The 25,595-nt window shown below is 38.9% G+C and carries 21 protein-coding genes; 2 read left to right on the forward strand and 19 right to left on the reverse strand.

The genetic code is table 11. From position 1 onward, the window contains the following. Positions 1 to 40 precede the first annotated feature (40 nt). The 6 genes from EG346_RS21420 to mug all read right to left on the reverse strand — a co-directional run bounded on the left by EG346_RS21420 (position 41) and on the right by mug (position 5,500). A complete protein-coding gene (locus EG346_RS21420) occupies positions 41 to 976 on the reverse strand; it encodes a hypothetical protein (RefSeq protein ID WP_123881436.1) in 936 nt (311 codons plus the stop codon). An 87-nt stretch (positions 977 to 1,063) separates the two neighbouring features. Then, positions 1,064 to 1,606: a type II toxin-antitoxin system RelB family anti-toxin gene (locus EG346_RS21425; protein ID WP_073334888.1), complete on the reverse strand. Its 543-nt coding sequence runs from the start codon at positions 1,604 to 1,606 to the stop codon at positions 1,064 to 1,066. A gap of 29 nt (positions 1,607 to 1,635) precedes the next feature. Continuing rightward, entirely contained in the window at positions 1,636 to 2,493 is an 858-nt protein-coding gene (locus EG346_RS21430) for a DUF4240 domain-containing protein (RefSeq protein ID WP_123881437.1), read from the reverse strand. Between the two features lie 333 nt (positions 2,494 to 2,826). Next, complete coding sequence (locus EG346_RS21435; RefSeq protein WP_123881439.1) at positions 2,827 to 3,615, reverse strand: SDR family oxidoreductase; 789 nt, start codon at positions 3,613 to 3,615, stop codon at positions 2,827 to 2,829. Between the two features lie 102 nt (positions 3,616 to 3,717). Beyond that, complete coding sequence (locus EG346_RS21440) at positions 3,718 to 4,884, reverse strand: cytochrome-c peroxidase (protein WP_123881441.1); 1,167 nt, start codon at positions 4,882 to 4,884, stop codon at positions 3,718 to 3,720. A gap of 106 nt (positions 4,885 to 4,990) precedes the next feature. Further along, a complete protein-coding gene (gene mug / locus EG346_RS21445) occupies positions 4,991 to 5,500 on the reverse strand; it encodes a G/U mismatch-specific DNA glycosylase (protein ID WP_123881443.1) in 510 nt (169 codons plus the stop codon). Positions 5,501 to 5,678: 178 nt separating this feature from the next. Between mug and EG346_RS21450 the strand changes: the two genes are divergently transcribed. Next, positions 5,679 to 5,981, forward strand: a complete 303-nt coding sequence (locus EG346_RS21450; protein ID WP_123881445.1) for a hypothetical protein — start codon at positions 5,679 to 5,681, stop codon at positions 5,979 to 5,981. 77 nt (positions 5,982 to 6,058) lie between these two features. Here EG346_RS21450 and EG346_RS21455 read toward each other — a convergent pair whose 3' ends face one another. The 8 genes from EG346_RS21455 to EG346_RS21490 all read right to left on the reverse strand — a co-directional run bounded on the left by EG346_RS21455 (position 6,059) and on the right by EG346_RS21490 (position 15,807). Then, positions 6,059 to 6,421: a response regulator gene (locus tag EG346_RS21455; RefSeq protein WP_073334882.1), complete on the reverse strand. Its 363-nt coding sequence runs from the start codon at positions 6,419 to 6,421 to the stop codon at positions 6,059 to 6,061. 42 nt (positions 6,422 to 6,463) lie between these two features. Next, a complete protein-coding gene (locus tag EG346_RS21460) occupies positions 6,464 to 7,039 on the reverse strand; it encodes a chemotaxis protein CheB (protein WP_181876083.1) in 576 nt (191 codons plus the stop codon). A gap of 9 nt (positions 7,040 to 7,048) precedes the next feature. Next, positions 7,049 to 7,879: a CheR family methyltransferase gene (locus EG346_RS21465; protein ID WP_073334880.1), complete on the reverse strand. Its 831-nt coding sequence runs from the start codon at positions 7,877 to 7,879 to the stop codon at positions 7,049 to 7,051. Next, positions 7,880 to 8,245: a response regulator gene (locus EG346_RS21470; RefSeq protein WP_164466256.1), complete on the reverse strand. Its 366-nt coding sequence runs from the start codon at positions 8,243 to 8,245 to the stop codon at positions 7,880 to 7,882. Then, the gene (locus EG346_RS21475; RefSeq protein ID WP_123881447.1) at positions 8,246 to 11,857 is read right to left on the reverse strand and encodes a response regulator; all 3,612 of its coding nucleotides are present in this window, start codon (positions 11,855 to 11,857) and stop codon (positions 8,246 to 8,248) included. Positions 11,858 to 11,861: 4 nt separating this feature from the next. Next, positions 11,862 to 13,337 carry a hybrid sensor histidine kinase/response regulator gene (locus EG346_RS21480; RefSeq protein ID WP_073334877.1) on the reverse strand — a complete coding sequence of 492 codons (1,476 nt, stop codon included), beginning with the start codon at positions 13,335 to 13,337 and terminating at the stop codon, positions 11,862 to 11,864. 370 nt (positions 13,338 to 13,707) lie between these two features. Beyond that, the gene (locus tag EG346_RS21485) at positions 13,708 to 13,908 is read right to left on the reverse strand and encodes a hypothetical protein (protein WP_123881449.1); all 201 of its coding nucleotides are present in this window, start codon (positions 13,906 to 13,908) and stop codon (positions 13,708 to 13,710) included. Between the two features lie 96 nt (positions 13,909 to 14,004). Next, the gene (locus EG346_RS21490; RefSeq protein WP_123881451.1) at positions 14,005 to 15,807 is read right to left on the reverse strand and encodes a serine hydrolase domain-containing protein; all 1,803 of its coding nucleotides are present in this window, start codon (positions 15,805 to 15,807) and stop codon (positions 14,005 to 14,007) included. A gap of 182 nt (positions 15,808 to 15,989) precedes the next feature. Between EG346_RS21490 and EG346_RS21495 the strand changes: the two genes are divergently transcribed. Continuing rightward, positions 15,990 to 16,169 (forward strand): hypothetical protein, encoded by a 180-nt coding sequence (locus tag EG346_RS21495; protein WP_123881453.1) that lies wholly within the window; start codon positions 15,990 to 15,992, stop codon positions 16,167 to 16,169. Between the two features lie 75 nt (positions 16,170 to 16,244). On the opposite strand, the gene EG346_RS21500 is transcribed toward EG346_RS21495, so the two are convergent. The 5 genes from EG346_RS21500 to EG346_RS21520 form a co-directional block, all read right to left on the reverse strand. After that, positions 16,245 to 17,312 carry a S41 family peptidase gene (locus EG346_RS21500; protein WP_123881455.1) on the reverse strand — a complete coding sequence of 356 codons (1,068 nt, stop codon included), beginning with the start codon at positions 17,310 to 17,312 and terminating at the stop codon, positions 16,245 to 16,247. Between the two features lie 118 nt (positions 17,313 to 17,430). Continuing rightward, on the reverse strand, positions 17,431 to 18,195 hold the full coding sequence (locus EG346_RS21505; protein ID WP_073334872.1) for a LytR/AlgR family response regulator transcription factor: 765 nt from the start codon (positions 18,193 to 18,195) through the stop codon (positions 17,431 to 17,433). Positions 18,196 to 18,269: 74 nt separating this feature from the next. Then, positions 18,270 to 19,589 carry a RagB/SusD family nutrient uptake outer membrane protein gene (locus EG346_RS21510; protein WP_073334871.1) on the reverse strand — a complete coding sequence of 440 codons (1,320 nt, stop codon included), beginning with the start codon at positions 19,587 to 19,589 and terminating at the stop codon, positions 18,270 to 18,272. A 12-nt stretch (positions 19,590 to 19,601) separates the two neighbouring features. Then, on the reverse strand, positions 19,602 to 22,931 hold the full coding sequence (locus EG346_RS21515; RefSeq protein WP_123881457.1) for a SusC/RagA family TonB-linked outer membrane protein: 3,330 nt from the start codon (positions 22,929 to 22,931) through the stop codon (positions 19,602 to 19,604). A 6-nt stretch (positions 22,932 to 22,937) separates the two neighbouring features. Then, a complete protein-coding gene (locus tag EG346_RS21520; protein WP_123881459.1) occupies positions 22,938 to 25,520 on the reverse strand; it encodes a zinc-dependent metalloprotease in 2,583 nt (860 codons plus the stop codon). Positions 25,521 to 25,595: the final 75 nt, after the last annotated feature.

The raw sequence follows: 25,595 nt of genomic DNA on the forward strand, positions 1-25,595 counted from the left end.
CCCAGATTAGGGAATTATTACATCAAGCTGTAAAAAAACATCATTTTACTTTAAATTTTTCATTTTTACAGTCTATAATTAAGGTATGGTTCAGGAAAAGTTTATTACCAATCATTCCCTGCATTCCGGAAGTTTTCATCAGAAGATTCTGCATTTGTGAAGTTCCTTCTACATAGGTCACTTCTGAGAGTTGAAGCTCACTGTTTCCTATTTTTACGGTCTGATCGGCAGGCGCAGAAATAACCGTTAATACATTTCCCCAGGAATTTCCTTTTTCTTTTTTGATGCTACCGTTTGGGAGTCTGTACTTTTGCCATTCTTCCTTGTTGGTAAGGAATTCGTAGCCGCTGGTGCCTGAATCGTAAAGCAGTTTCAGTTTTTGATCTCCAATGGTTCCGGGAATTAAGATTCTCCGTTTTTTGAAGTCAAATGTTGTAAAATCCTTTTCATCAGTATTTTCTACGAAGGAGCACGTTTCATTTTTAAAATCAAGAAGGACAATACGTTTTTCAAACAGGTCGGTTCCGATGGTTCCAATGATATTTTTTCCCAAAGGATTTTTAAGATCTACTGTATTTCCATAATTTAATAATTCAAAATCGGAAGTCACTGTCATATTTCCTATGTTAAACTGCGTTGAAATTGTATTCCGCTTTTCATTGATTTTAATTTTATTCTGAAATTTCGCCCTGATGGACTCCAATGATTTTTTATAGAACAAAGTAGTGGGAGAACCGGAATCGAGCTGCATGTAAAAAACTTTGTCAATTCCTTTGATCTTCACAGGTAAAAGGACGGCGGCGTGAGAGTTCCCGTCAGTATGATCCCAGCTTAGATTAGTATTTTCTGCAATTCCAGCAACATTCAGATTATTTTGCGGCGGCGTGAATTTTTGATCAAAATAAAGGTAACCCCCAATCAGGGAAAGTGCTATCAATATGGCAACAGATAACATTAATTTCTTAAAGATTTTCATATCAAAATTTTCTGCAAGATTCAGTATAATGATCTGATTTTCCTGCAAAAATAATACGACATCTTTACGCCATTATTACGCCTTTAATTATAAGAAACTGGTTTTCAATTGAATATACAAATCTTTGTTTTTATTGAGACCTATTCCGTTTCTGATAACAACGAAGAGTTTAATCGATATAAAAGCTATTAAAAAGACAAGAAAAAGAGGAATTTCTAGAGATAATGCCTTTTGAATAAACGGACTAGTGATCATTAAAACAGAAACGATACCTGCTAAAATAATCTGAATACTTACTATCTTTTTTCCAAGCTCTTTATTCAATGGGTCTCTGGTTTTATAGGTTAAAATCAAGGGAAATATCACTCCTCCATAGGGAATAATAAGGCCGATCAGAGAGGCAAGATTAATTAATTTTGCGCGGTCAACATTGGGGCTTTCTTCACTTGCCAGAATCAGATTTTCAGGTTCTGTTTCTAAAGTCCGGGCAATAGCTTTCAGGGTAAATCCTTTTGGAATATTTCCTGCTTCAATTCGCTGAACGGTTCGTAAAGAAACTCCTGAACTTTCTGCAAGTTCAGTCTGGGTCATATTCTTTTTCTCTCTTAAAGCTTTAACCGCATTTTTCATTTCTTAAGGCTATTCATCAGATTTATTATTTATTTACTTCTCAATTCTCCTATTTCTTCCACCAGCTTTGGATACATTGTATGCAAATCAGCTCCTCCTTTGGGTTTCCGGCTCATGCTTCTATTCATACCGTCGTAATCGTTTTCAGGATATAATTCATACACCGTGTCTTTGATAATGGATTCTTCATCTTCATGATTCTGGGCATACGCATCATCTGCCACATAAAGCAATCCTTCTGCCCAGCAGTCTGCCACATCAAAACTGTATTTCCCGCTTACAAAAGACTGAATATCAGCTTTTATGTCTTCAAAAAATTCTTTTCCTTTTAACAGCAGCCAGCATCTGAAATAAATAAATCCATCATCAGAAAGATAATCATCAAAGATATAAACTCCATTTTCCTTTTTAAAATCACATTCAAGAATGATGGAGAGTTCTGCAATTTCAGCAGTGTACAATTCACTTAATTTTTCCTGAAGCGTTTTTTCGAAAAGAATCATTCTTTCTTTGCCAAATTTGGACAAATGATCGGTCAGATTTTCGATGTGCTCATCAATATCATATTCGCTCCAATGGGCCTTTTTATATTTGTTGGATTTCTCTATGGCATCCCAAAAATAAATATCTGCTTTTTCATTCTCTGAAAGTTCTATCTTTTGGGGAATCTCACCATTTTCCTGAATTTCGGTATAGCCTTTTTTTATCTTTTGAGCAATAAGCTTTTCAGACTCCTGAAGACATTCTTTTTCATCTGCATATTCTTTAACGGTTTCGCGGCCTTTGGTTCCGGTTTTCCCAAAAGATATGGTCTGTATTTTTCCGGAGCACTCAATATTCCAGAATTTATCGGACAGTTCTTTTTGGTTGATAAAGTTTCTTTTCATTGTAGATTGTGATGGTATTTTTATTAAAGGAAAGTGAAACTACGAAAAAACATTGGAACCGAAAAGAACGAATGCCCTAAGGACGGAGGTTTTTGATCGATTTTTATTTTAATTTCATTTACGATAGCTCAATCGGTCAATCTGATCATTGAGATAAAAATTACTTTTTAAACGCAACGTTTTTAATGGTAACGGCATAGTTTCAAGGTGGGCAAAGAAGTGTGACTACACCACTGAATAAGCGAATGTAGTATCTGTACGCTTCATCAAATGAACACATATCATTTATTTACATTTTTTTTCCAGAAACCCTCAAATAAATAATCTTCTGAATTAATACGTATTATTCAATCCTCCGTCCAACGGAATACTGGTTCCGGTAAGATAAGATGAATATTCTGAAGCGAGGAAAGCTGCCAGATAGCCGTATTCTTCAGTATTACCGAGTCTTTTCATTGGAATTTTATTTTCCCTTGCTTTTTTGATTGCTTCCTCAGACTTTCCAGTTTGTTTTGATTCATGACTGATCAGGTTTTGAATACGTTCGGTATCGAAATATCCGGTTAAGATATTATTGACTGTGATCTGATGTTGTGCTACTTCGTTCGATAAAGTCTTGGCCCATGCAATGACCGCCGACCGAATGGAATTAGAAAGGGATAAATTACTGATGGGTTCTTTTACTGATAATGAAGAAACATTTATGATCCTTCCATTTTTCTGTTGGATCATGTGAGGTAAAGCAAGAAGCGTAGTTTCACAGACCGTTTTAAAGAGGAGATCAAATGCTTTTTGATAGTCTTCTGCATTTTTATCGAGTGCTAATCCGGGTTCCGGACCGTTTGTATTGTTGACGAGGATATCTATAGAATGATGACTGAAATAGTTAGAAATAATTTTTCTGTATTCTTCAAAATTGGAAAAATCTGCGACCAGATATTGATGTTTCTGCTCAGGATGGATAACCGGTAATGACGACACCACTTTTTTAAGTTTCGTTTCATTACGGGCCATTATCGTGACGTTTGCCCCGCATTTTGCCAGTTCCAGAGCGATTCCTAAACCTATTCCCTGGGTAGCGGCTCCCACTAAAGCATTTTTTGAAAAAAGCTGAATGTTCATATCTTGGTATTTATTTGCTGATTGATGACAGATAAATGTAGCAAAAAACCTTTACATTCCGGTCAATGAATGTTTAATAATTACAGAATAATAAGTACTATTTTACTGAGGCAATGCAGGGGGCAAAACTCTTTCCGGTTTCGTAGATAAAGTCCGTAGGAATGCTTCCAGCTGGGCAATTTCTATATCGGTAAGATCCAGCAGCCTTACAAAACCTGATTTTTCTGAGGAAAGTGTGACACCCTGATGAACAGTTTCCCGTTTTTGAGAATGTTCAGGATTTCCTCTGCTGTAAAACTGAATGACTTCCGTGAGAGTCGCCATAGAGCCATTGTGCATCCATGGTCCTGTTCTTGTGACTTCACGGAGTCCCGGCACACGAAACTTTCCGGCATCTTCCGGTTTTTTGGTAACGAGATAACGGCCCAGATCTTCTTCTTTAGAACCTAATAAAGAAGTCCCGATATTTTCAAACTGGTTATTGGAAAAATAGCCTGAGCTGTGGCAGTTCATGCATTGCGCCTTGGTGCGGAAAAGATGCAGTCCCATCAGCTCATCATCCGTATACACTTCTGCTTTTCCGTCTATGAACTGATCAAATCTGGAAGTTCCGCTTTTAACGGTTCTTTCAAAAGCGGCAATTGCTTTGGAAATCCTGTCTTTTGAAACAGCTTTATCACCAAAAGCTTTTTCAAATAATAATTCGTAGCCTTTGATTTTCGCAATTTTCCCGGCTGCCAGATCAATGTGTCCATTCATTTCTCTTTCATCCCGAATTGGCATTTCGGACTGTTCTTCCAAAGATGCCGCGCGTCCGTCCCAGAATAAAGACCTTGCATAGGCAACATTCAGAATGCTCATGGCATTCCGTGTACCAAGCTGTCTGTCGTGTCCGAAAGAGAAAGTTCGGCTATCACACCAGCCCAATTCCGGATCGTGGCAGGAAGCGCAGGCAATCTGCTCGGATTTGGAAAGACGGGGATCGAAGAAAAGTATTTTTCCCAGCAAAGCTTTGTCTTCCGAATACGGATTGTCTGAGGGGTACTGAATTTCAGGAAGATGTCCTATTTCAGAAAAGTAGGGTCTGGCATCAGGATCTAAGATCGGTTTAGGCCATTTTGAAGCATCTCCTGAAGAATATAATGTCCTCAGTTCAGCAAGAAATGAGGCTTTCTCCCGGATTTCTTTCTGAACACTGTTGCTGAAACAGTTATTCAAAAGAGAAATGGTAAGAAATGCAATTAATATCCAGCTCAGGACATTCTTCATGGATAATAGGATTTTGGCAAAAATAGGAAATCTAATACATACATTTGAAAATTGATGAATAAGATTCCTCTTTTATGGGTAAAAATGACAAAATTGATTGAAAAATCTAGATCTGATTACTGTGAATCTCATGATAAAGTCCGCTATAGGATGTAACTAAAGCATCAAGAGTAAATCCCCTGTTCAAACCACTGGTATTCGGTAGCACCCAAACCCTGGAACCACAAAAATCTTCAGACTGAGGTCCCCATAGAATTTGCTTCTTTTGGGAGAAAGCCTGATAGGCGGCTTTTCCAAGAAATACAATATATTTTGGCTGAAAACGGGTTATTTTTGTTTTAAATAGCTCGAGGGAGTGATCAAATTCTTCTTTTGAAAGTTCGTCAGCACGGGATGTTGCTCTTGCTACGGCAGTGGTGAGTCCATATCCGAAATCCAAAATACTTCTGTCATTCTCCGCCTCGATCTGGTAGGGTGTAAATCCTGCCTGATGCATGACTTTCCAGAAACGGTTGCTTCTTCCCGAAAAATGATACCCTTCTTCTGCAGATTTCAAACCCGGATTGATTCCGCAAAAAACAATGGTAAGGTCTTTGGCAATGATATCTTTTAACATAGATACTTCAGGATTTATTGATATTGGTCATTCTTGAAAACTTTCTTTAAAACAGCAATATAATATTAATTTTAAAATATTCAGTAAGCATCTGTCTTCTCAGAAATTATCCATTAAAAAATTATTAAAAGAATAACTATGGCATGAATATTAATGCATATTATATAAATACACCAAGATGGAAAATATGTTACAAAATATCGACCTGATCCATCGGTACTTATCACTCAGTATTACAGATCAGTTTTATTTGAATGTTGATTTGGAAGGCGAATATATCTTTACACAGAATATCGTTTCTAAAAAAATCATTATCGCTACTACTTTTACAGATAAAATACGGTCTCATCCTCAGTTGAAATTATTCTTATCTGCTCTGATTGCTGAAATCAACAGCGGAAGATGTACAGTGGATCTTCGCCGGGAGAGAACCAGATATTTTGAAGAGATGAGGAGGCAGCCTTTCAGAAGGATTATTTAAATAAAATATCCCTACACAGTTGTGCAAGGATATCTTATAAATATCGAAAAGCATCACTGCTTTTTAATGTAAGTCTGTTATTTTAAATATTTGGCTACTTTATCTTCCAGATCATCCAGGTTAAATGGTTTTGCCACATAATCATCGGCCTGAGCTTCTTCTGCCAATCTCACGATATCATTATTAGCCGTTACATAGATCACAGGAATAGATCTGAACTCTTCATGACTTTTTAAAAGTTTGGTAGCCTCTACTCCACCGATCTTCGGGATCCAGTTATCCATAAGAATAACATCCGGCTGAAACTTTGAAACTTTTTCCAGTATATCATGAGAGGTTTCTGAAATTTCGACCTGATAACCATTCTCTTCGAAAATGATGGTAATTACCTCTAAAATAGTTGTATCATCATCAAAAATCAAAATTTTCTTTGTACTCATATTCGTTCTATTTAAATCTTAAAGTTGTTTTAATGTTTTATTTTATAGTTGATTGATATAATCGGCCAGATTATTGGGTTTAATGATTAAATCATAATCTACTTCTTCTACAGCATGTCTGGGCATATAATCTACCTCAGCCGTTTCGGGCTCCTGAATCCAGACTTTTCCCTTATTTTTTTTTATAAATCCCAAACCTTCCACTCCATCTGCATTGGCACCTGAAAGCAAAACGCCTACCAGAGTTTCTCCATATACTTCGGCCGCAGACTTGAATGTGACGTCAATTGATGGACGCGAGTAGTTCATCTTTTCTGAAAAATCCAGCGACATCATTTTTTTATTTTCAAATAATAAGTGATAATCGGCCGGGACTACATACAGTTTATTATTTTGAATTTCAGTTTTGTCATCGATCTCAATCACTTCCATGGTCACGAACTGCTGGAGTAAGGTCTGCAGAACATTCGTTGAAGAGGCTTTGCGATGAACGACCAGCAAAATCGGGAAACTGATTTCATTTTTTAAATTTTTAAGCATTTCCAGAATAACCTGCAGGCTTCCTGCGGATCCTCCTATCACGACCAATTCTGTCTTTGTGTTTTTTGTTTCCATCATCTGTTTGTGTTACATATGCTCCGTTTTCTTCCAGATCCTCTGGTCATCGATCTGATGATAATTTTTGTCTAATTTTGAAAATCTCAGCGTTTCTTTTGAACCTAAAGCAAGATAGCCCAGGTTTTCAAGACTGTTATCAAAAAGCTTAAAAACACGTTCCTGCAGGTCCCGGTCGAAATAGATCAGTACATTTCTGCAAATGATGAGTTGAAAACTGTTAAAAGAACTGTCTGAAACTAAATTATGGGTAGATAATATCAGTTTTTCTTTTAAACTCTTATCAAATTGTACACTGTCGTAATTGGCAGTATAATAATCTGAAAAATCTTTTTTCCCTCCTGACAATATATAATTCTCTGAATAGAGTTTCATTTGCTGTAAGGGGAAAACGCCTGAGCGCGCCGTTTCCAAAACCGAAGGATTCAGATCTGTCCCATAAATGAGTGATTTGTGGTAGAGGTTGGCTTCTTTAAGCAAAATAGCCATTGAATACGCTTCTTCTCCCGTAGAACAACCTGCCACCCATATTCTGATGAGCGGATATGTTCCTAATTGCGGCAAAATCTTTTCTCTGAGCGCTTTAAAAAAGTGAGGATCACGAAACATTTCGGTCACGTTCACTGTAATTTCTTCTACAAAGCGTTTCAGGTATTCCGGATCATTGAGAACGGTGTACCGAAGTTCCGCAAAACTGGTAAATCTATCAATGAGGCAAATACGGTTAACCCGACGTTTAAAAGAAGCTCTGCTATATTCTGAAAAATCATAGCCGTACCTCTCATAAACATCTTTTATCAAGTATTCTACTTCTTCATCTTTTACAATACTCGGCTCCAGCATTTATGAAAATTTTTCGATGGCTGTCATCAACTGATCTACATCAATTGGTTTTGAAACATAATCCTGTGCTCCTGCATCAATGCATTTCTGACGGTCTTCCGGCATAGCCTGAGCGGTCACTGCAATCACAGGAATTTCACTCATGGATGGTGTATTTCTCATCATTCTGATGGCTTCATATCCATCCATTTCAGGCATCATCATATCCATAAGGACGATGTCTATTGCCTGTTCTTTTAAAATCTGAATGGCTTCCTGGGCCATTGTACAACTTTCAATCTGATAACCTCTTGATTTCAGCGTCAGTTTCAGTGCAAATATATTACGTGGATCATCGTCCACAATTAAAATCTTCTTATTCATCATTTAACTTTCATATAACCAGACACGGAGTAAGGATAACAGCTGATCGATATCTACAGGTTTTGAGATATAATCTGAAGCCCCCGCTTCTATACATTTTTCACGGTCCCCGATCATGGATTTTGCTGTGATCGCAATGACAGGGAGCCTTGCCAATGCAGGCATTTTCCTGATCTCCCGTATGGTTTCGTAGCCATCCATTTCCGGCATCATCATATCCATCAGAATAACGTCTATGTCTTTATGTTCTTTGATCTGCTGCAGGGCATGTTTTCCATCCATCGCCACAACAACTTCCACCTTATATTTTTCCAAGGCTTTGGTCAGAGAGAAAATATTACGGACATCATCATCGGTAATCAATATTTTTTTTCCGCTCAAAACTTCAGTTAAAGAACCTAAAACCTTATTCCTTGCGGTCTCTACAGAGTTGTTTTTTTCTTCCACCAAATGTAAGAATAAACCTACTTCATCTAAAATTCTTTCATAAGAATGAGCCGTTTTTACAACAATAGAGTCTGCATATTGCTTGATCTTGAGCTCTTCAGATTTGGATAAACTGTGTTCGGTAAAGATAATGATGGGCAGATTTTCCAGTCCTTCATAACTTTTAATGGATTCAACGACTTTATATTCACTGCTTCTTGAGTCTCCGATATCCAGGATGACACAGTCGATATGGTCAGAAGTTAACGCTTTAACACTGTCTTCCACATTATTTTCTACAGATAAAGAAATATTGAAATTACTTAAATAATATGATAATGCTTTGGCGTGCTTCGCATTATGTTCTACAATTAAAACTTTTTGCGGCGACATCTGAAGGGCATCCTCAATTTTCTTGAAGACGTCTGTCATTTGATCCAGAGCGAGCGGTTTATTAATGAAATCAATAGCCCCTTTCATCAAACTTTCTTTTTCAAGCTGCAGAACAGACATCATATGTACCGGAATATGTTTGGTGGCAGAGTTGGACTTAAGCTCATCCATCACTTTCCAGCCGTCTTTTACAGGAAGCTGAACATCCAGTAAAATAGCCTGCGGATGGTACTGAACTGCTGCTGACAGTGCATAATCTCCTCTTACCACCACAACTCCCTTATAGTGATTCATCCGGGTGTATTTGAGAAGTGCTTTGGCAAAATTGATATCATCTTCTACGATTAAGATCACTTTATCCTCGGGAGTTATCTCGTCTCTGTCATCGTCTACATCTTCAGGAATTTCTAAGGTCTCCAAATGCAATGCTGTTTTAGCTTCTGCTTCTTCCAGAATATTCTGGATTTCTTCAACATCTTCACGAATGATATCTACCAGGTTCTGGTCGTTCTCAGGCTGAATAGTTTCAGATATCGCTTTTACGGGGATAGTAAGACTAAATTCGCTTCCTTCATCCACTTTACTTTTCAGGCTTAATTCTCCTCCGAGTAATCTTGCAATTTCACGGCTAATGGAAAGCCCTAACCCGGTACCCCCAAATCTACGGCGTGTAGATCCGTCTGCCTGCTGGAAGGCTTCAAAAATAATTGCCTGTTTTTCTTCAGGCATTCCTATTCCGGTATCTTTCACACTGAAAACAATAAAATCTTTGTTTCCGGTATCTTTTTTAATATGTAGAGTAATACTTCCTTCTGTCGTAAACTTTATTGCATTGGACAAGAGATTACGCAATACCTGATCCACACGGAGTCTGTCGGTTTCAATAGTTTTTTCAAGGCCTTCTTCTATCTGAATATCAAAATTGATCTTCTTTTCCTGAATAATCGGGTTGAACAGGCTTCTTAAATCTCTGATCACATCATTCACAACAACATCCTGATATTCAAGCGTCATTTTACCTGATTCTATTTTGGCAAGATCCAGGATCTCATCAATAAGGGTCAGAAGGCTGCTTCCTGAACTTTGAATCACCTTTGCCGATTCTACCTGATCTTCATTCAGGTTTTCATCCGGGTTTTCTGCCATCAGTCTGGAAAGTAGTAAGATTGAGTTCAGCGGTGTTCTCAGCTCGTGGGACATATTGGCCAGGAATTCAGATTTGTATTTGGTGCTTAAAGCAAGTTCTTCTACTTTTTTCTGAATCTCTCCGTTTCTCTGAGCAATCATGTGATTTCTTTCTTCCAGCAGTCTTGAGCGTTCTTCGAGTTCGGCATTAGCCTGCATCAGCTCTTCCTGCTGCACTTTCAGTTCTTCTTCTGAAGCCTGCAATTTTTGGGTCTGGGCTTCCAGTTCTGTATTCAGGTTTTCCAATTCGGAATGCTGTACCTGCAATTCTTCAGATTGAGCCTGGGTTTCTTCAAGCAATTGCTGCTCTTTTTCACGCCCTTTTGCGGCATTTAAAGCAATACCGATATTGCGGCTGCTTTCGGCAAAATAATCAAGTCTGTCCTGATCAAAATCTGAAGTTGATCCCAACTCAAGGATTCCGATACAGTGGCCGTCTGCATGAACTGGAATTAGCAATATTCCGTTTATTTTTATTCTGCTGCTGGCGAAGCTTACCATAAAATCTTCCTCATGAAGATTGTTATACACCTGCATTTTTTCATTGGTAAAGGCCTGACCTACCATTCCTTCTCCCGGTTCGAAAGTTTTTTTCATGGTGCTTTCCAGACCGAAAGCGGTACATAGCTTCAGTATTCCTTCATCAAAAAGATAAAGCGCGCCATTGATGCATTTCCCGTATTCAACAAGCTGATTTAAAGAGGCATCAGCAACTTCCTTTACAGATTTATTTCCTACTAAAGATTCATTCAGTAAAGCGAGACCTTTCTGGCGCCAGTCACTTTTGTTGATTTTATCAAAAGATTTCTTCAGTGAATCGGTCATATGATTCAAGGAATCGACCAGATCTCCGAGGTCATCCTGTGAATGATCTACTGCCCTCTGACTGTAGTCACCATTAGCGACTCTGTTGGCAATCTGCTGAATAGCGCTTACTCTTCTGCTTATTTCAAGGTCTTTGGCTCTCAGTTCTTTTTCTAATTTATCTCTACGGATCAAATCTGACCTTAGTTTAATATAGAAAAAGATCGTAACGACTACCGCTGCTATTGCCGAAAAGACAATAAACATAACGGTTGTCCCGGAGGAACGGTTGAGATCTTTATTTTTAATTTCAAGCTGGGCTTCTTCATACTGCACGAAATCGCGAACGATCTGACGGCATTTGTCCATATAACTTTTGCTCATCAGGATTTGCTCCTGCGTCATGACCATTCCCCTTCTTCTGTTCTGAACAAATTGCTTTAAATTCCCAATATTACTGTTCACATTCTTTTCTAAAGCATTTAGGCGTTCCAGCTGGTTTTTATCTGAAATATCTAAAGCTCTTGCGCGTTCAAAAGCTTTTTTATATTCGCTTAAGCTCCTGTTATAAGGCTCCAGAAAGTTGTCTCTTCCTGTAAGCTGATATCCTCTGTTTCCTGTTTCTGCATCCAGTAAAGCGACAAGAACATCTTTTACAGCCGTTATTGACTTCCGGCTTTTGGAAAGGCTTTCCCGATGCTCCATCTGTCTTTGGATACTGAGATAGGATGCAATAGAACTGGCAATTAAGATCAGTAAAGATAACCCGACCCCAAACTGAAGATTTCTGATTATTTTTTTCGGCATGTAGTTAATTTAAAGGTAAAGTGAAATAGAAAGTAGAACCTTCCTCTAATTTACTGGATACTCCAATGGTTCCGTGATGCTGTTTAATGATTTCCGAACAGATAAACAGACCGATTCCCATTCCCTGGAACTGTAGAGAAGATTCTTCTACCCTGTAAAATTTGCGGAATACAGCATCCTGCTTGAAGTCCGGGATTCCTATTCCGAAGTCGGTGACACTCACTTTTACTTCCTGATTTTCTTCGTCCACAAATGCAGTGATAATCACCTGGTTATTTTGAGGAGAATATTTGATGGCATTGGTCAGGAAATTGATCAGCACCTGCTCTATGCGTATTTCATCAAAAGGAATAAGGATTTCAGGATCTATCCCGTGTCGTTTTATCTTGACTTTATTTTCATCATGAGTCTGTATAATGGTTTCAACAGCGTTGCTGATCACATTTTCAAGACTGGTTGGCTTTCTGTTGATTTTAAGTTTGCCGTTTTCTATTTTAGAAACATCAAGGAGATCGGTGATTAAGGTATTCAGTTTTTCGATCTGATCCTGAACTTTACCCATAAAACCGGATTCGGCACTTTCTTTATCCAGTTTTAATTTACGGTCCAGCAACTGAACATAGGCTTTTATACTTGTTAAAGGAGTTTTGAGTTCATGGCTTGCAATACTCAGGAATTCATCTTTTTCCTTTTCCACCTTCTTCTGGTCGTCGATGTCTGTAAAGGTTCCCACCCAGTTTTTAACGCCATTCCCATCATTCACAGGAGTTACGCGTAAAAGATGATAACGGTAGTCACCGGAATCTATATTTTTTATTCTGACTTCCAGCTCCAGAGCTTTGTTCTTTTTTCTGCAGCGTTCAAATTCTTCTCTGATGTCCAGATCATCCGGATGAACTTCCGGAAAATCGATATCTGTTTTTGAATACTGGTACCATTTGAGGTTGACAAACTCTATGTTTCCTTCTCCATTGAGTGTAAATGCAATCTGTGGCAGCGATTCCAGCATTAACTGAAAATGATCAATCTGCGACTTCATGGTCACCTGAGATTCTCTTCGGCCTTTCACTTCCAGTTCCAGACTTTGCTGGGTCTTTTTCATCGCAAGGCTTTGCTCCTGAAGATTGTAAAAAGTTTTAACTTTAAGCAATAAAATTTCAGGATCTACCGGTTTTGTGACATAATCTTTTCCTCCTGAAGCATAACCACGGGTTATAAATTTTTTCTCAGTACTTACTGCCGATAAAAATATAATAGGAACTTCTTTTGTTTTGCTGTAGTCAGCAAGAGTTTCAGCGACTTCAAATCCGTCCATCCCTGGCATTTGAACATCCAAAATAATCAATGCATAATTATTTTTTATGGCTTTCCCTAGTGCTTCTTCTCCTGAGTCGGCTGTATCTACCTGAAAATCTTTAGATTCCAGCAGTTTTTTTAATGAGTAAAGATTACTTTGGTTGTCATCAACAATTAAGATCATAGGGTGAATCAGTACTTGTGGTTTATATATTTTAGTAACGCCAAAAATACTCACAAAATTCCGAAAAACATTTATTTTTTCATCATTTTATACCCACATACCACACATATACACTTATAAATCAATTTTTAAAAGAAATATTTAAAATTTATTTTTATAATCAAAAAAAGTCTCTATTTCTTATAAAAATCACACTTAATCAATGTCAATTTGATGGCACCAACAACTAAGACCGCAGGAAATAAAGCCATTCCATCAATAAATCTCTGATGTCAGCCAATGGAAAGGGGTGAGGCTGTTCATCAATTATAAAATCCGGGTAGTTAAGTGTCAGATTAATATGCTCTAAAACCAGCGAATCATAAGATGGTCAATCATGGTTTGGAGTATCATTGAGATAGTCATTGATTTCCTTCAAAAGAAACTCAGTACGGAGGATATCTAAATCACTTAAAAACTGAAGCAGGTTATTCTGATCAACAACCCCATTTTTTCGAATGCAGTTGTATCCTGTATTTCCGTTTGAGGTTATTTTTACAAAGCCCAGTCCGTATTCATCTTTTTTACTCATGGATCACTTTTATATTTTGTTGGATAGAAACTTTCATTATGGTCTGCGGCCTATTAAAAATAATAACTGCCTTCAAGATATGAAAGCAGTTTATTTTTATAACGTTTTTAAAACCGTCACAGCATTTTCATTTTTGGGATTGATTTCCAGAATTTTCTGGTAACTCTCTTTGGCTTTAACCTTCTGTCCGGCCTTCAGATATGCCTCCCCCAAACTGTCGTAGACATTTTCACTTTTAGGGTACAGTGCAGCATTCACCCGGAATATATCAATGGCTTTTGTAAATTCTTTATTCCCAAGCATTTTGTATCCTGCTCCATTCAGATAACCTTCTGAGAGAAGATCATCATCTGCATCTTCAGTTTTGGCCTTCTTATAAGCTTCCAGACCTTTATCGAAATTTCCTTCCAATACCATTTCCAGAGGTGTTTTATCGTCTGTACTCATCTGCGCTTCTGTAGATTTGATTTTCCCGTTAGAATAGATCTGTACCCTATCTGTTTTCCCGGTATCGGCATTTTTTACAAATTTTACGGTCAAATCCCAGTCCCGAAAGGCGTATTTATTTTCTCCGACTTTGATCATTTCTACCGGAGTTTCTACATTATAAACACTCATCAGCTTTCCGTTTTCATTATAGACTCTGGAAAAGCCATATTTCCCATTTCTATAACGTCCTGCATTTTTGAAATCATTCTGATTTAACGGTACTATTTTCTGAACCGGCCCATTAAATAAAGGCCAGTGATAGACTTCTGCCACAGAACGCACAAGTTCTTCTACAAAGTCAGGTTTATTGGTATTCGTTAGCACGACAATCCCGTCACCACTTGTTTTGCTGGCAATAAATCTGCTGGAGAACCCTTCATTCCAGCCACCATGATTGAAATACATATGTCCTCTTCTGTCTTCCAGAAAGACTCCTAGTCCCATAAAAGGATCAATAAAGGAAGTCGTAAACTGTTCAGCCATCTTTTGTGAAATAATCGTACTGCTTTTTCCGCTCAGGGTATTCTGAATATCAATGACAAACTTTGCATAATCTTCAGCTGTAGTCCATAATCCGGCGGCAGCCTGCTCGGGATAGGTATGAGATTTCCCTGAAACTTTTACCCCATCCTGGTTATATGCCGTAGCAGAGAATTGGGACTGAATATCGAATAAAGGTTGAGAAAAAGTACTGTTTTTCATATCCAGTGGCAGAAGTACTTTTTCTTTCATAATGGTGGTAAAATCTTTCCCTTCCAAATCGATAAGCATCTGTTGGAGTACACAATATCCTCCACCTGCATACCGAAATGGTGTTCCGGGAACTTTATCTACAAAAATAGCGGTGGTATTGGACGGACTCTGACCATTTAACACCTGAATTAGAGAAGGAACAGGCTTTCCTGCTTCATATCCGGGGAATCCACTTACGGTAAAACCAGCGGTATGACTGACTATATTTTTAAACGTGACTTTTTTCTCCTTTGTGAATTCGTTTTCAGGAACTTTCCAGGATTTGAGGTAAGAATTGACATCGGCATCCGGGTTGATTTTTCCAGCTTCCACTTCTGTTAATGCGACATAAGCAGTTACCGGCTTACTCATGGATGCTGCCTGAAAAAGTGTTTTGGAATTGACCGGAGTTTTAGATTCTACATCTGCGAAACCGTAGGTTTTGCTCCAGATCACTTTTGAATTCCTGATGACAGCAACGCTGACTCCCGGAACATTGTAATGCTTCATTCTGGATTCCAGCGTCCAGGTAGGTTCCCCCTGAAAACGGACGGCAGGTATTAATCCCGCTTCTACTTTGGAAATTTCGTTGTCTAATTGGGATTTTGTCTGTGCAGTCAGGGAAATGCACGTCATTCCTATGATGATTGCAGTATAAAAGGGAGTTTTGATTATCATTTATTTGTTGAAAATTGAAAATTAGTTGGTCAAAAATAGTTAAGTTTTATCTTGTATTGAATAAATTTATAAAGCTTTTTAAAATCAAAGGACTATTATTTATAAGACACTAATTACCCCTACTATATTACATCCACACTTGCTGTTTCAGATTCATTCCGGTGGACGTCAATAACGGTTGTTTGGATGCATTAATATTATCCGAAAAACTTACCCATGAAAGTTACAAATCGCTTGAGTCTGCTATTAAAAGCTATGAAGAAGAAATGCTGATCTATGTGCGGGAAGCACAACTGGCATCAGAAAGGAATGAAATTGACATGCGAAAGTCGGATTTTTCTTTTCAACAACTGATCCGGTAAAGAAACAACAGAAGGTAAAATTCTCTGCGCGAAGTCTTCGACTTCGCGCAGAGAATTTTCTGAATCATTTAAAGTTTATTTTTTCAGCAATATCTCTGTAGCTGTTTTCATGTATCCGGTATCTGATAAATCTTTTAACTTTACCTGAGGCGAAAAGCCCTCTCCTACTTTGGAGTATTCTTTTTTATTTCTGTCTATGATGTTTCCTGTAGTCAAAACAAGAAATGCTCCATCAGAAAGTTTATATTCCTGATTTCCTGACGTAAGGCCCATTGTATTCTGTCCGATAACCGTTACATTCTTCTGACCTGCAAAAGCAACCGTGCAAAATTCTCCTGAACTTGATGTTTTCTTGTTGACCATCACTACAATCGGCTTTGTGATCTGCTGAGGAACTTTTTTAATATTAAAATGGTGGGCAAGCGGCTTCCCTTCGTAAAGGTTTCCGTTTGTGTTATACTTAAAAAAAGCATACTGCCCTTCTGCATCTACGGTACCGATTACGTTTTGCTTATCCAGCATCGGCGACAGAGCCGCAAACATCGGGTAAAACATTCCACCTCCATTATCTCTCAGATCCAATATCCAGCCTTTGGGCTTTTTGGCATTAAGTTCTTCAATTTTCTTATAAAAGGTGTTGACGAACTCATCCCATTCGGCAAAATGATAACAGGCAATACCGGGAAGTCTGATGTAAGCGATCTGGTTTTCAATCATTTTTGATTCAATAACAGGGAATTCCTGCCCTGTAGCTCTATAACCAAGAGTATAGTCCTTAACCATTTCTGGTGGAAAAAAATTAGAGTGGGCATCTTTCAGGTCTCCAAGGATATCTTTTATAAGTGGATACGTTTCTCTGATGGTATGAATATTTTCAGCTTTTTTGCGGGAATCTGTATACAAGGAATCCCAGTTGATCCGATGTTTGTTGACAGATTTAGCCTTCATAAGGTCAAGAGCGCTGACTACATAATTTTTAACACTGTCGGTCTGTGCATTGGCATTGACATGAGCAAGGAGCAGAAAACCTATGATCAGAAAATAAAATCGCTTCATTGTATATTTATCAATAGAGATGCAGTAAAGATAATCTTTTTGAAAAATGGGCAGGCAATGGCTTAATAATTTTCGTAAAATATTCATTGTATGTAAATTAAGTAACCCAATTGAGTTCCTGAGGAATTCATTAATTATTAAAAACTTGTCAAAAAGCGGTGGGCGGTTATCTATTCAGAAAAAAGGGAAAATACTCCGTAATGAATCAGCTTTTCAGCCAGCTTAAACATTCCGTGATCTGTCTTTTGCTGATAAATACATCTGAATTGATTTCAGGAGCAGGAAACAGTTTAAGTTCTACTTTCTGGCTGGAATGTTTGATGATCTCAACAATTGCATTTTTATTGATGATAAACTTACGGTTGATTTTGAAAAACAGCTGTGGGTTCAGTTTATGGATGACATCTTTGATGGTATCATCATAAATATAGGTCTGATGATCCTTCGTTGTGAGAAAAAGGTATTTTCCTGAGGCGAAAAAATAGGCGGTATTTCCTTCATCTATTGATTTAAGCTTATTTCCATCCCGTACCATAAAACGTTTCATCACGTCCGGACCGTCGGCCTGATGTAAGGTGGACATTGACTTCAGAACGGGTTCGGGGTCAAAAGTAGTCCGTATGGAGATAAATTTCTGCAATGCCTGATGCAAATCCTCTTCTTCAAAAGGTTTCAGAAGATAATCTATTGTAAAATGCCTGAAAACCCTCATGGCATATTCGTCAAAAGCGGTTATAAAAATGATGGGTGTAAAAAGCTCCACATATTCAAAAATCTCCAGACTCATTCCGTCACCGAGGTGAATATCCATAAAGATAAGATCTGCTGAATGGTTTTCGAAGAAGTCTATGGCCTGTTTTTTTGAACGGAGAACCACCGTCTCAGTTACAGGGACTATGCTTTGTTTATCCAAGAGATCTTTGAGATAATTAACAGCCAGCAACTCATCTTCTATAATGGCAATTTTCATAACATGACAAAAGTACAAAAAAACCGCTAAAACTATTAAGTTCAAGCGGTTTCAGGGGTTGTTAATATGAATGTTTATAAAAGGGGATTATTCTTCTTGGCACTCATTGGGAATTCTATGGTATATCTCACATCATTCTGCTGAAGAATATACTCTGTGCCGTTCACATTATGAATGATTTTTTTCTGATTGGCTCTTCTTAAATCAAACCAGCGGTGTCCTTCCAATGCAAATTCCCTGAACCTCTCATCGAGTATAAAAGTCATGAATTCTGTAGCATTCATTGAACTGATCTGGTTTTGAACTGCAGTGTATCCTTCCGGAGTGTATCTGTTCTTTACCACTTTAAGCAATGTATCTTTGGCTTCACTCAGTCTGTTCAGTTTTAATAATGCTTCAGCTTTTATAAAATACATCTCCGCACTTCTGAAAGACACTCTGAAATCTGTGGTTCCTCCTTTGATCACTTTATATTTGCTGCCGTTCTTTTGAAAATAAAGTGCAAATCTTTTGTCTGTCGCCGTATTATATTTTGAAGTCAGTTCTGTAGAGGCAAAGGAAACATTCTGCACCGCAATGTTGAATGCATTATCCAAAGCCAGAATAGATTCTACTGAAGCATAATGGTTAGGTGCCGTCGTCGCAGTATTTAAATTGCTTAAGTCTCCTTTCGCGGTCATCACCTGCTCTGAAAAGTTTAAAGCCTTGTTCCAGTCGCCCTGATAAAGAGCGGTTCTCGCCTGAAATGCTTTCAATGCTACTTTTGAGAATCTGTAATTGATGCCGGAAGGCTGCTTCTCTTCTATCATAAGTCCTTCTGCTTTTGCAATATCAGCATTCACCTGGTTATAGACTTCCTGTACTGAAGAAGGTTTCAATACCTGTTCAAGATCAATTTCAAGACTGACCGGCACTCCTCTGTCTGTCGCTGCTGTAGCACTATTGTATGGTTTTCCGTATAGGTTGACCATATCAAAGTATAAATAGGCACGAAGTGCATAGGCTTCTGCAAGAATCTGCTGTTTTTCAGGAGAATCTGCCATGGTCTTGCTTCCTTCATTGATGATCTGATTCAGGTAAAAATTCACGGAATAAAAACTTACCCACGGAAATTCTGCCGTCGCCTGATCTGTATTTGAATCTTTCCACATCGCAATTTCACGGTAGACATTAAATTCATTTACATTTTCATCGATATTCATCTCATCTGTACGCAGAGCGGTTAAAGATTTATGAACCGGATATTTTGAATAGGCTGATGTAAGTACTTTACGGTAATCTTCCACACTGACAGGAATAATTTTCCCTTCAGGCTGTATATCTAAAAAACGATCACATCCGATACTGGAAAGGCTTAGTGCTGCGATCGCAATGATTGTTGTAATTTTTCTCATTTTTCTCAAGTTTTAAAAAGAAACATTAAATCCTACTGTAACTGATTTTGCAATGGGTTGTGCATAGATATTTCCGTAGGTTTCCGGATCAAAGTATCCTTTGTACCCATTACTGAACACAAACAGGTTACGTCCTTCGATGCTCAGTCTCAGACTGCTGATTCCCATCGGACTGGTAAACTCTTTAGGGAGTGTATAGCCTAAACGAATGCTGCTGATTCTTACGTAGCTGATCTCTTTTGCCCACACATCCAGTAAGCTGTAGGCGTTGGAACGGTTATCGGCAAACCATTTGTTCGCCATCCATCCCGGATTGCTTTCCATATCAGGACTGGTGATTCCCGGAAGTGTAGTTCCGGCCTCGTAGATATCTTTTGTGTAATTTCTTCCCCTGTCCAGATCCATTCCCCGGTAAGATGGCGACCTCATCACCGTCTGCTTGAAGTTGAAAGCGGCAGAAACAGTCAGATCAAAATTGCGTACTTTAAATGTATTGATAATTCCTCCTGTAAATTTAGGATCTCTGTCTCCTACATAGGTGAAAAGATTTCTAAGCTCCTCGTTGGATAATTTGGTATCTACAAGCTGACCCGGAAGGAAATCGGCATACACGTCATACAATTTGAAGAAATCTTCTGCTGATATTTTTTCATTTCCTTTCCAGAACATTGGATTTCCGTTTGCATCCATTCCTGCAGTTCTCAAAGCAAAAATGGCATTTACAGGAAGCCCTTCTCTTGAAGGAAGTAAGGCATTGTTACGAGGCTGTTCGCTAAGAACGTTGCTCTTGTTGTGGGCAAAGTTAATCGTCGTACTCCATTTGAAATTTTCCTTGTCAATGTTTCTGGTCGATAAAGCCAATTCAAAACCTTTATTGGTCAAACTTCCCCAGTTCATCATCGTATATTCAAAACCGGTTTCAAGCGGTGTTTCTTTCATACTGATCATGTCTGTACCTTTTCTGCTGTAGATATCCGCTGTAAAGTTGACGCGGTTTTTAAGCACTCCCAAGTCAAGTCCAAAGTTGACATTGGTTGTTTTTTCCCAACGCAGTTTATCGTTTGGAGGGCTGATCACGTTGATGATATTTTCTTTAGATCCCGGAAGAATTGTTGCATCATAGTACTCCCCGATAAAGAACGGTGACGTATTACGGTCTATATTTCCCTGAAGACCATAAGAAGCTCTAAGTCTAAGGTTAGAAATAGCCGTAAGGTTCTTCATGAAGTTTTCTTTCGTTACCAGCCACGAACCTGAAACGGCCCATATCGGCAGGTATTTGTATTTTTTATTGACCCCGAATAAATTGGTCCCGTCATATCTTACACTTCCGAAAAAGGTATATTTCTGGTCAAAAGTATAGGAAGCCGTCGCAAACATGGAAGCATACGCATTCTCAACCGGTGGCATTTCGCGGTAGGTTTCATATCTTCTGTCCGAAGCATCATTGGAATTCGGGAAAACGATGGCTGTTGCTTTTCTTGTTGTATCGTCATAACCGAAAGCTCTGGTTAATGTCGTATTGTCTTCCGTTTTACGGATTTCTGTTCCGGCCATCAAATCAATTTCATGTCTAGAATTGATTTTTGTGCTGTACGATCCCTGCAATTTCCAGTTGTACTGAAAGAAGTCGTTATCCCAGTTTTGTTTTACGCCACCGTCAGGCAGGAAATAGCGGAATGTCCCATCTTTGTAATAACGGGTTCCTTCTCTCATTTTTCGGGTGAAGTAGGTATCCTGAGCTGCAAATTTCTCTGTTTTGTTGCTGTCATACTGCATCCCCAACTGAGAAGTAATCTTCAGATCTTTTGTTATTTTATATTCTAAATCGAATATGGCTTTTAAAGAACGGTTCTTCAGGGTATAACTTGTATTTTCCCTTTCTTCCAGGAAATTGAAAGGAATATACCGGTCAGAGAAACCATCGATATCCTGGTCATATCTGTAGCTTCCGTCCGGATTGAACGGGCTCAGGTAAGGATTGGCGTTTCTTGAATAATTGATAGGGTTGATGGAGGCATCAGCATCCGTTACAAATGATTCACGCTCACTTTGTGTTCCGAAAACAGAGATTCCTGCACTTAACTTATCACTTAGTTTATAATTGTTTTTTAAAGTCAGGTTATATCTTTTAAAACCCGTCCCGATGGTTGTTCCTTCTTCATCATAATATCCTAATGAGAAATAATAATCTGAACGGTCGCTTCCTCCTGAAATGCTTACTCCATATTGCTTATTGATTGCGTTTCTGTAAAGAAGTTTCCCCCAATCGGTATTGTTGCTTCTTAGCCCATCCAACTGCTGACGGGTAAACGTATTCAATGCTCCTAAGCCTCCGTTTCTGTACGCATCCAGCTGTCCGTTTTTCATTAGAATTCTCATCACTTCCCCTTTATCGGCACGATAAGTAAGGTCGGCACGGCTTGCCAGCATTAACTCCAGATCTACTTTTTCAGAAGCATTCAGAAGATTAAGCTTGTTAAAATCCGGGCGGGATGTCACGAAAGTGTCGGCTGAGAAATTGATTCTCATGGTTCCTTTTTTCCCTTTTTTAGTGGTAATAGAGATCACCCCATTGGCCGCTCTGGCTCCATAAATAGCGGTAGCCGCAGCATCTTTTAAAATGGTGATATCCTCAATATCATTAGGGTTCAAACCTGCGATAGAAAAATTCTGAAGCTGGTCTATATTATCTTTATCGCTGAAATTAGGAACATCATTTCCTTCCAACGGAAGACCGTCTACAACCCATAACGGATCCTGCGGACCTGAAAGAGAAGCGGTTCCTCTGATTCTGATTTTTGCGGGACCTCCGGGAGATCCTGTCTGAGGCGTCACCACAACCCCTGCAACCTGTCCAGAAAGCATCTGGTCTACACTGGCTACCCCAGCCTGGTTGATGTTATCCATCTTCACCGTGGCAACAGCAGAAGTCTGCTTACGCTTTTCAATTTTCTGATATCCGGTAATGATGACTTCCTGGATTTTATTTTTGTCTGATACCTCAGGGATCAGTCTTACGGTATAATTGGTCTGGCCTTCACTGATCTGAATGACCCTGGACTCATAGCCCGGGTAACTTACCAGCACAGACCTGGTGTCTGCAGGAATTTCAAGGATAAATTTTCCGTTACTGTCGGTTACTGTACCTACCGATACACTTTCAATAATTCCTACCAGGTCGGTCTTTGTAGAAACAGATTGTGTTTCTATTTTTACAGATGCTCCGGAAATCATAGCGGAGGTATTTCCGTCTTCTATTTTTCCTGTAATGGTCTTCTTTTCCTGGGCCAATGCAATCTGAGCCGCCAAAAGAGGTAAAAGTACTAGAGTTTTTTTCATAGCTGATTATTTGTTTAAAGCCTCTTCTATCCGGATGATCAAGTCTGCATAATGAGCCCTGGAAGCTTCCTCTCCTTTGTTTTTATTTCTATTTAATACGTTCAATATTTTCTGTAGTTCTGCTCTTTTATAAGTCGTGACTTCAGATACTCTTTTCATAGATGAGTAGTTGATATTCCTCAGCGTATGGTCTTGTTCATGGAAATTACAGATCATCGGAATGTTCAGTGTATTCTCTACTTTTAAAGCTTTTACTGCTGTTTTTTCAAATAATTTATTGACGGAAACGATCAAAGCATCTACATAGTTTTTCTGCGTCATCTTTTCAAGAATCGTCAGGCTTCCTTTTTTATTGAAAACAGCGGTTCTCAACTGGTCGAACAGGTCCTCTACGGTATAAATCTGTTCTTTTGACCCTGACACCTCATGCTTTAACTGGTTTTCAATCATTCTGAGGAGCCTGTCATCCATCAGAAGGGAATAAATATTGGCATACTGCATTCCTCTTGCCAATGTGTACGGAGTCTGCTCGAAGGGTCCCATCGGGGAATTTTTCACAGAATAGGTTTTCTCCGTAATCGGGTTAAAGAATAACCATTCCGGAAGATTGACTGAATTTTTAATCAGATAATCCACCGCTCTTTTCTGGATTTCTGCAGGTACTGCTTCATAGGCTTTCTTCTTGCTGCCAAAGACGGTGTTGTCCAGATAAATTCCTCCTACATTCGCCATCACATGACCGGTGTACAGATCCCATTGCCCGATAGCGCCCATGTACAGTTTTCCTGCATCGGTATACGTTTTTCCGTCATCATACGTCCACTTCAGAAGGTTGTCTACAACGATTCTTAAGTTCTTCATTCCATATTCGCTGGCCTTCATTGCATCATCTCCCAAATCTTCAGACTGCGAACGCGGATCAATGGTTTCCAGATAGCTCTGCTGCTCCCCATAGAAGTACAATGGGTCATCTTCATGCTTTTCTATCAGATCTCTGAGCGCCTTTTTCTCTGATGCTGCATCAGGATACCAACGGTAGCCCCATTCAATAGCATGTTTGTCGTAAATACCGATTTTCGGGGTGATGGCAGTAACTCCATCTTCCGGCTGTGCTACGTAGTTGTATCTTGCATAATCCATAATGGAAGGTGCAGTTCCGCCCATTTTATCTGTAAACTCTTTTGAACGGAGCGATTCTACAGGAAAGGCAAAGGAAGATCCCATGTTATGCTTCAGTCCAAAAGTATGTCCCACTTCATGTGACGATACAAAACGGATCGCCTCGCCCATGTGCTCATCGCTGAATACATTTCCTCTGGCTTTAGGATCTATTGGTCCTGTCTGAATTCTCATCCATTCCTGAAGAGAAGTCATCACATTGTGCCACCAGATAATATCGGATTCAATGATTTCCCCGCTTCTTGGGTCTACCACAGAAGGTCCCATAGCATTCGATTTGGGTGAAGCTACGTAGGTAATCACCGAATATCTTACGTCATCAATATCAAAGTCTTTATCGTTCTCATCAGGCATTTTTGCGATGACCGCATTTTTAAAGCCTGCCTTTTCAAAAGCGGCCTGCCAGTCGAAAACTCCTGCAATGATTTTCTCCCGCCACTGGATAGGCGTTGCAGGGTCTATATAATAGATAATGGGCTTTTTGGGTTCTACCAGCTCGCCTCTTAAGTACTTTTCTTTATCTTCATCTTTAGGTTCCAAACGCCATCTGGTGATGAACTGTTTTTCATCCATTTTCTGCTGACGGTCGTTGAATGTCCAGTGTTTTTCACTGAAAAAACCCACTCTTGCATCTCCAATTCTCGGCTGCATCGGTATTTTGGAAAGCAATACCAGATTGGTAGTGACTCCAAGGGTTACCGGCAGATCTACTCCACCTTCATTCACGGATGTGGTCAGCTGGGATTTTACAACCAGGTTCTGAGGAAAGGTTTTTACGCCTTCGATGTAGGAAAGGTTGGACTTTACAGATCCTCCAAGCCCTACATTAGCCAAAACATCATTAAAGCTTTTCTGATTTCCGTCAAAAATCTTATTGACTTTAATGGCTACAGAGGTAGAGTCATTATTCTGGGCTTCGATATCAAAAACCTCGATCACAGATTCTGAAAAGTTATCTTTTACAGATCTTGTGATGACATCGTTTTTAGGTGATGATACCTGTGGAACCAACGTTTTCACCCATACTTTTTTAGCTACTGCATCACGGTGGAAAGAAATGACCTTGTTTTCATAGTTCATTCCTTTGTTCAGCCCGGCTTCGTTCACCTGCATCGGTACCTGCGACAGTTTATTGACCACCAAAAACTGACGTCCCATTAAACTGTCGGGAATTTCAAAATAAACATCGGTCTTTACCTGGATGGTATTGAAAAGGCCTTTTTTGTAGGTACCTTTTTTAATCAGATCATCAATTTTCTTTGCTTTCTTTGATGAACCCTCCGTTTTTTCCGATTTTTCTTTATCTGTTTTTAATGTGTCTTTTTTCTGTGCCAGTACTGCCGGTGAGGCTAATGCCAATCCTAAGTACAATGCCAGTCTGTAGTTCTTCATTACCATAGTCCGATTCATTCCAAATTATTAGATATCTCAGTTTCAGCTCGCAAAACTATACGTAAAGAAATAATATCAACAGTATTAGGGAGT

This window comes from Chryseobacterium carnipullorum (assembly GCF_003815695.1).
Lineage (GTDB): Bacteria > Bacteroidota > Bacteroidia > Flavobacteriales > Weeksellaceae > Chryseobacterium > Chryseobacterium carnipullorum.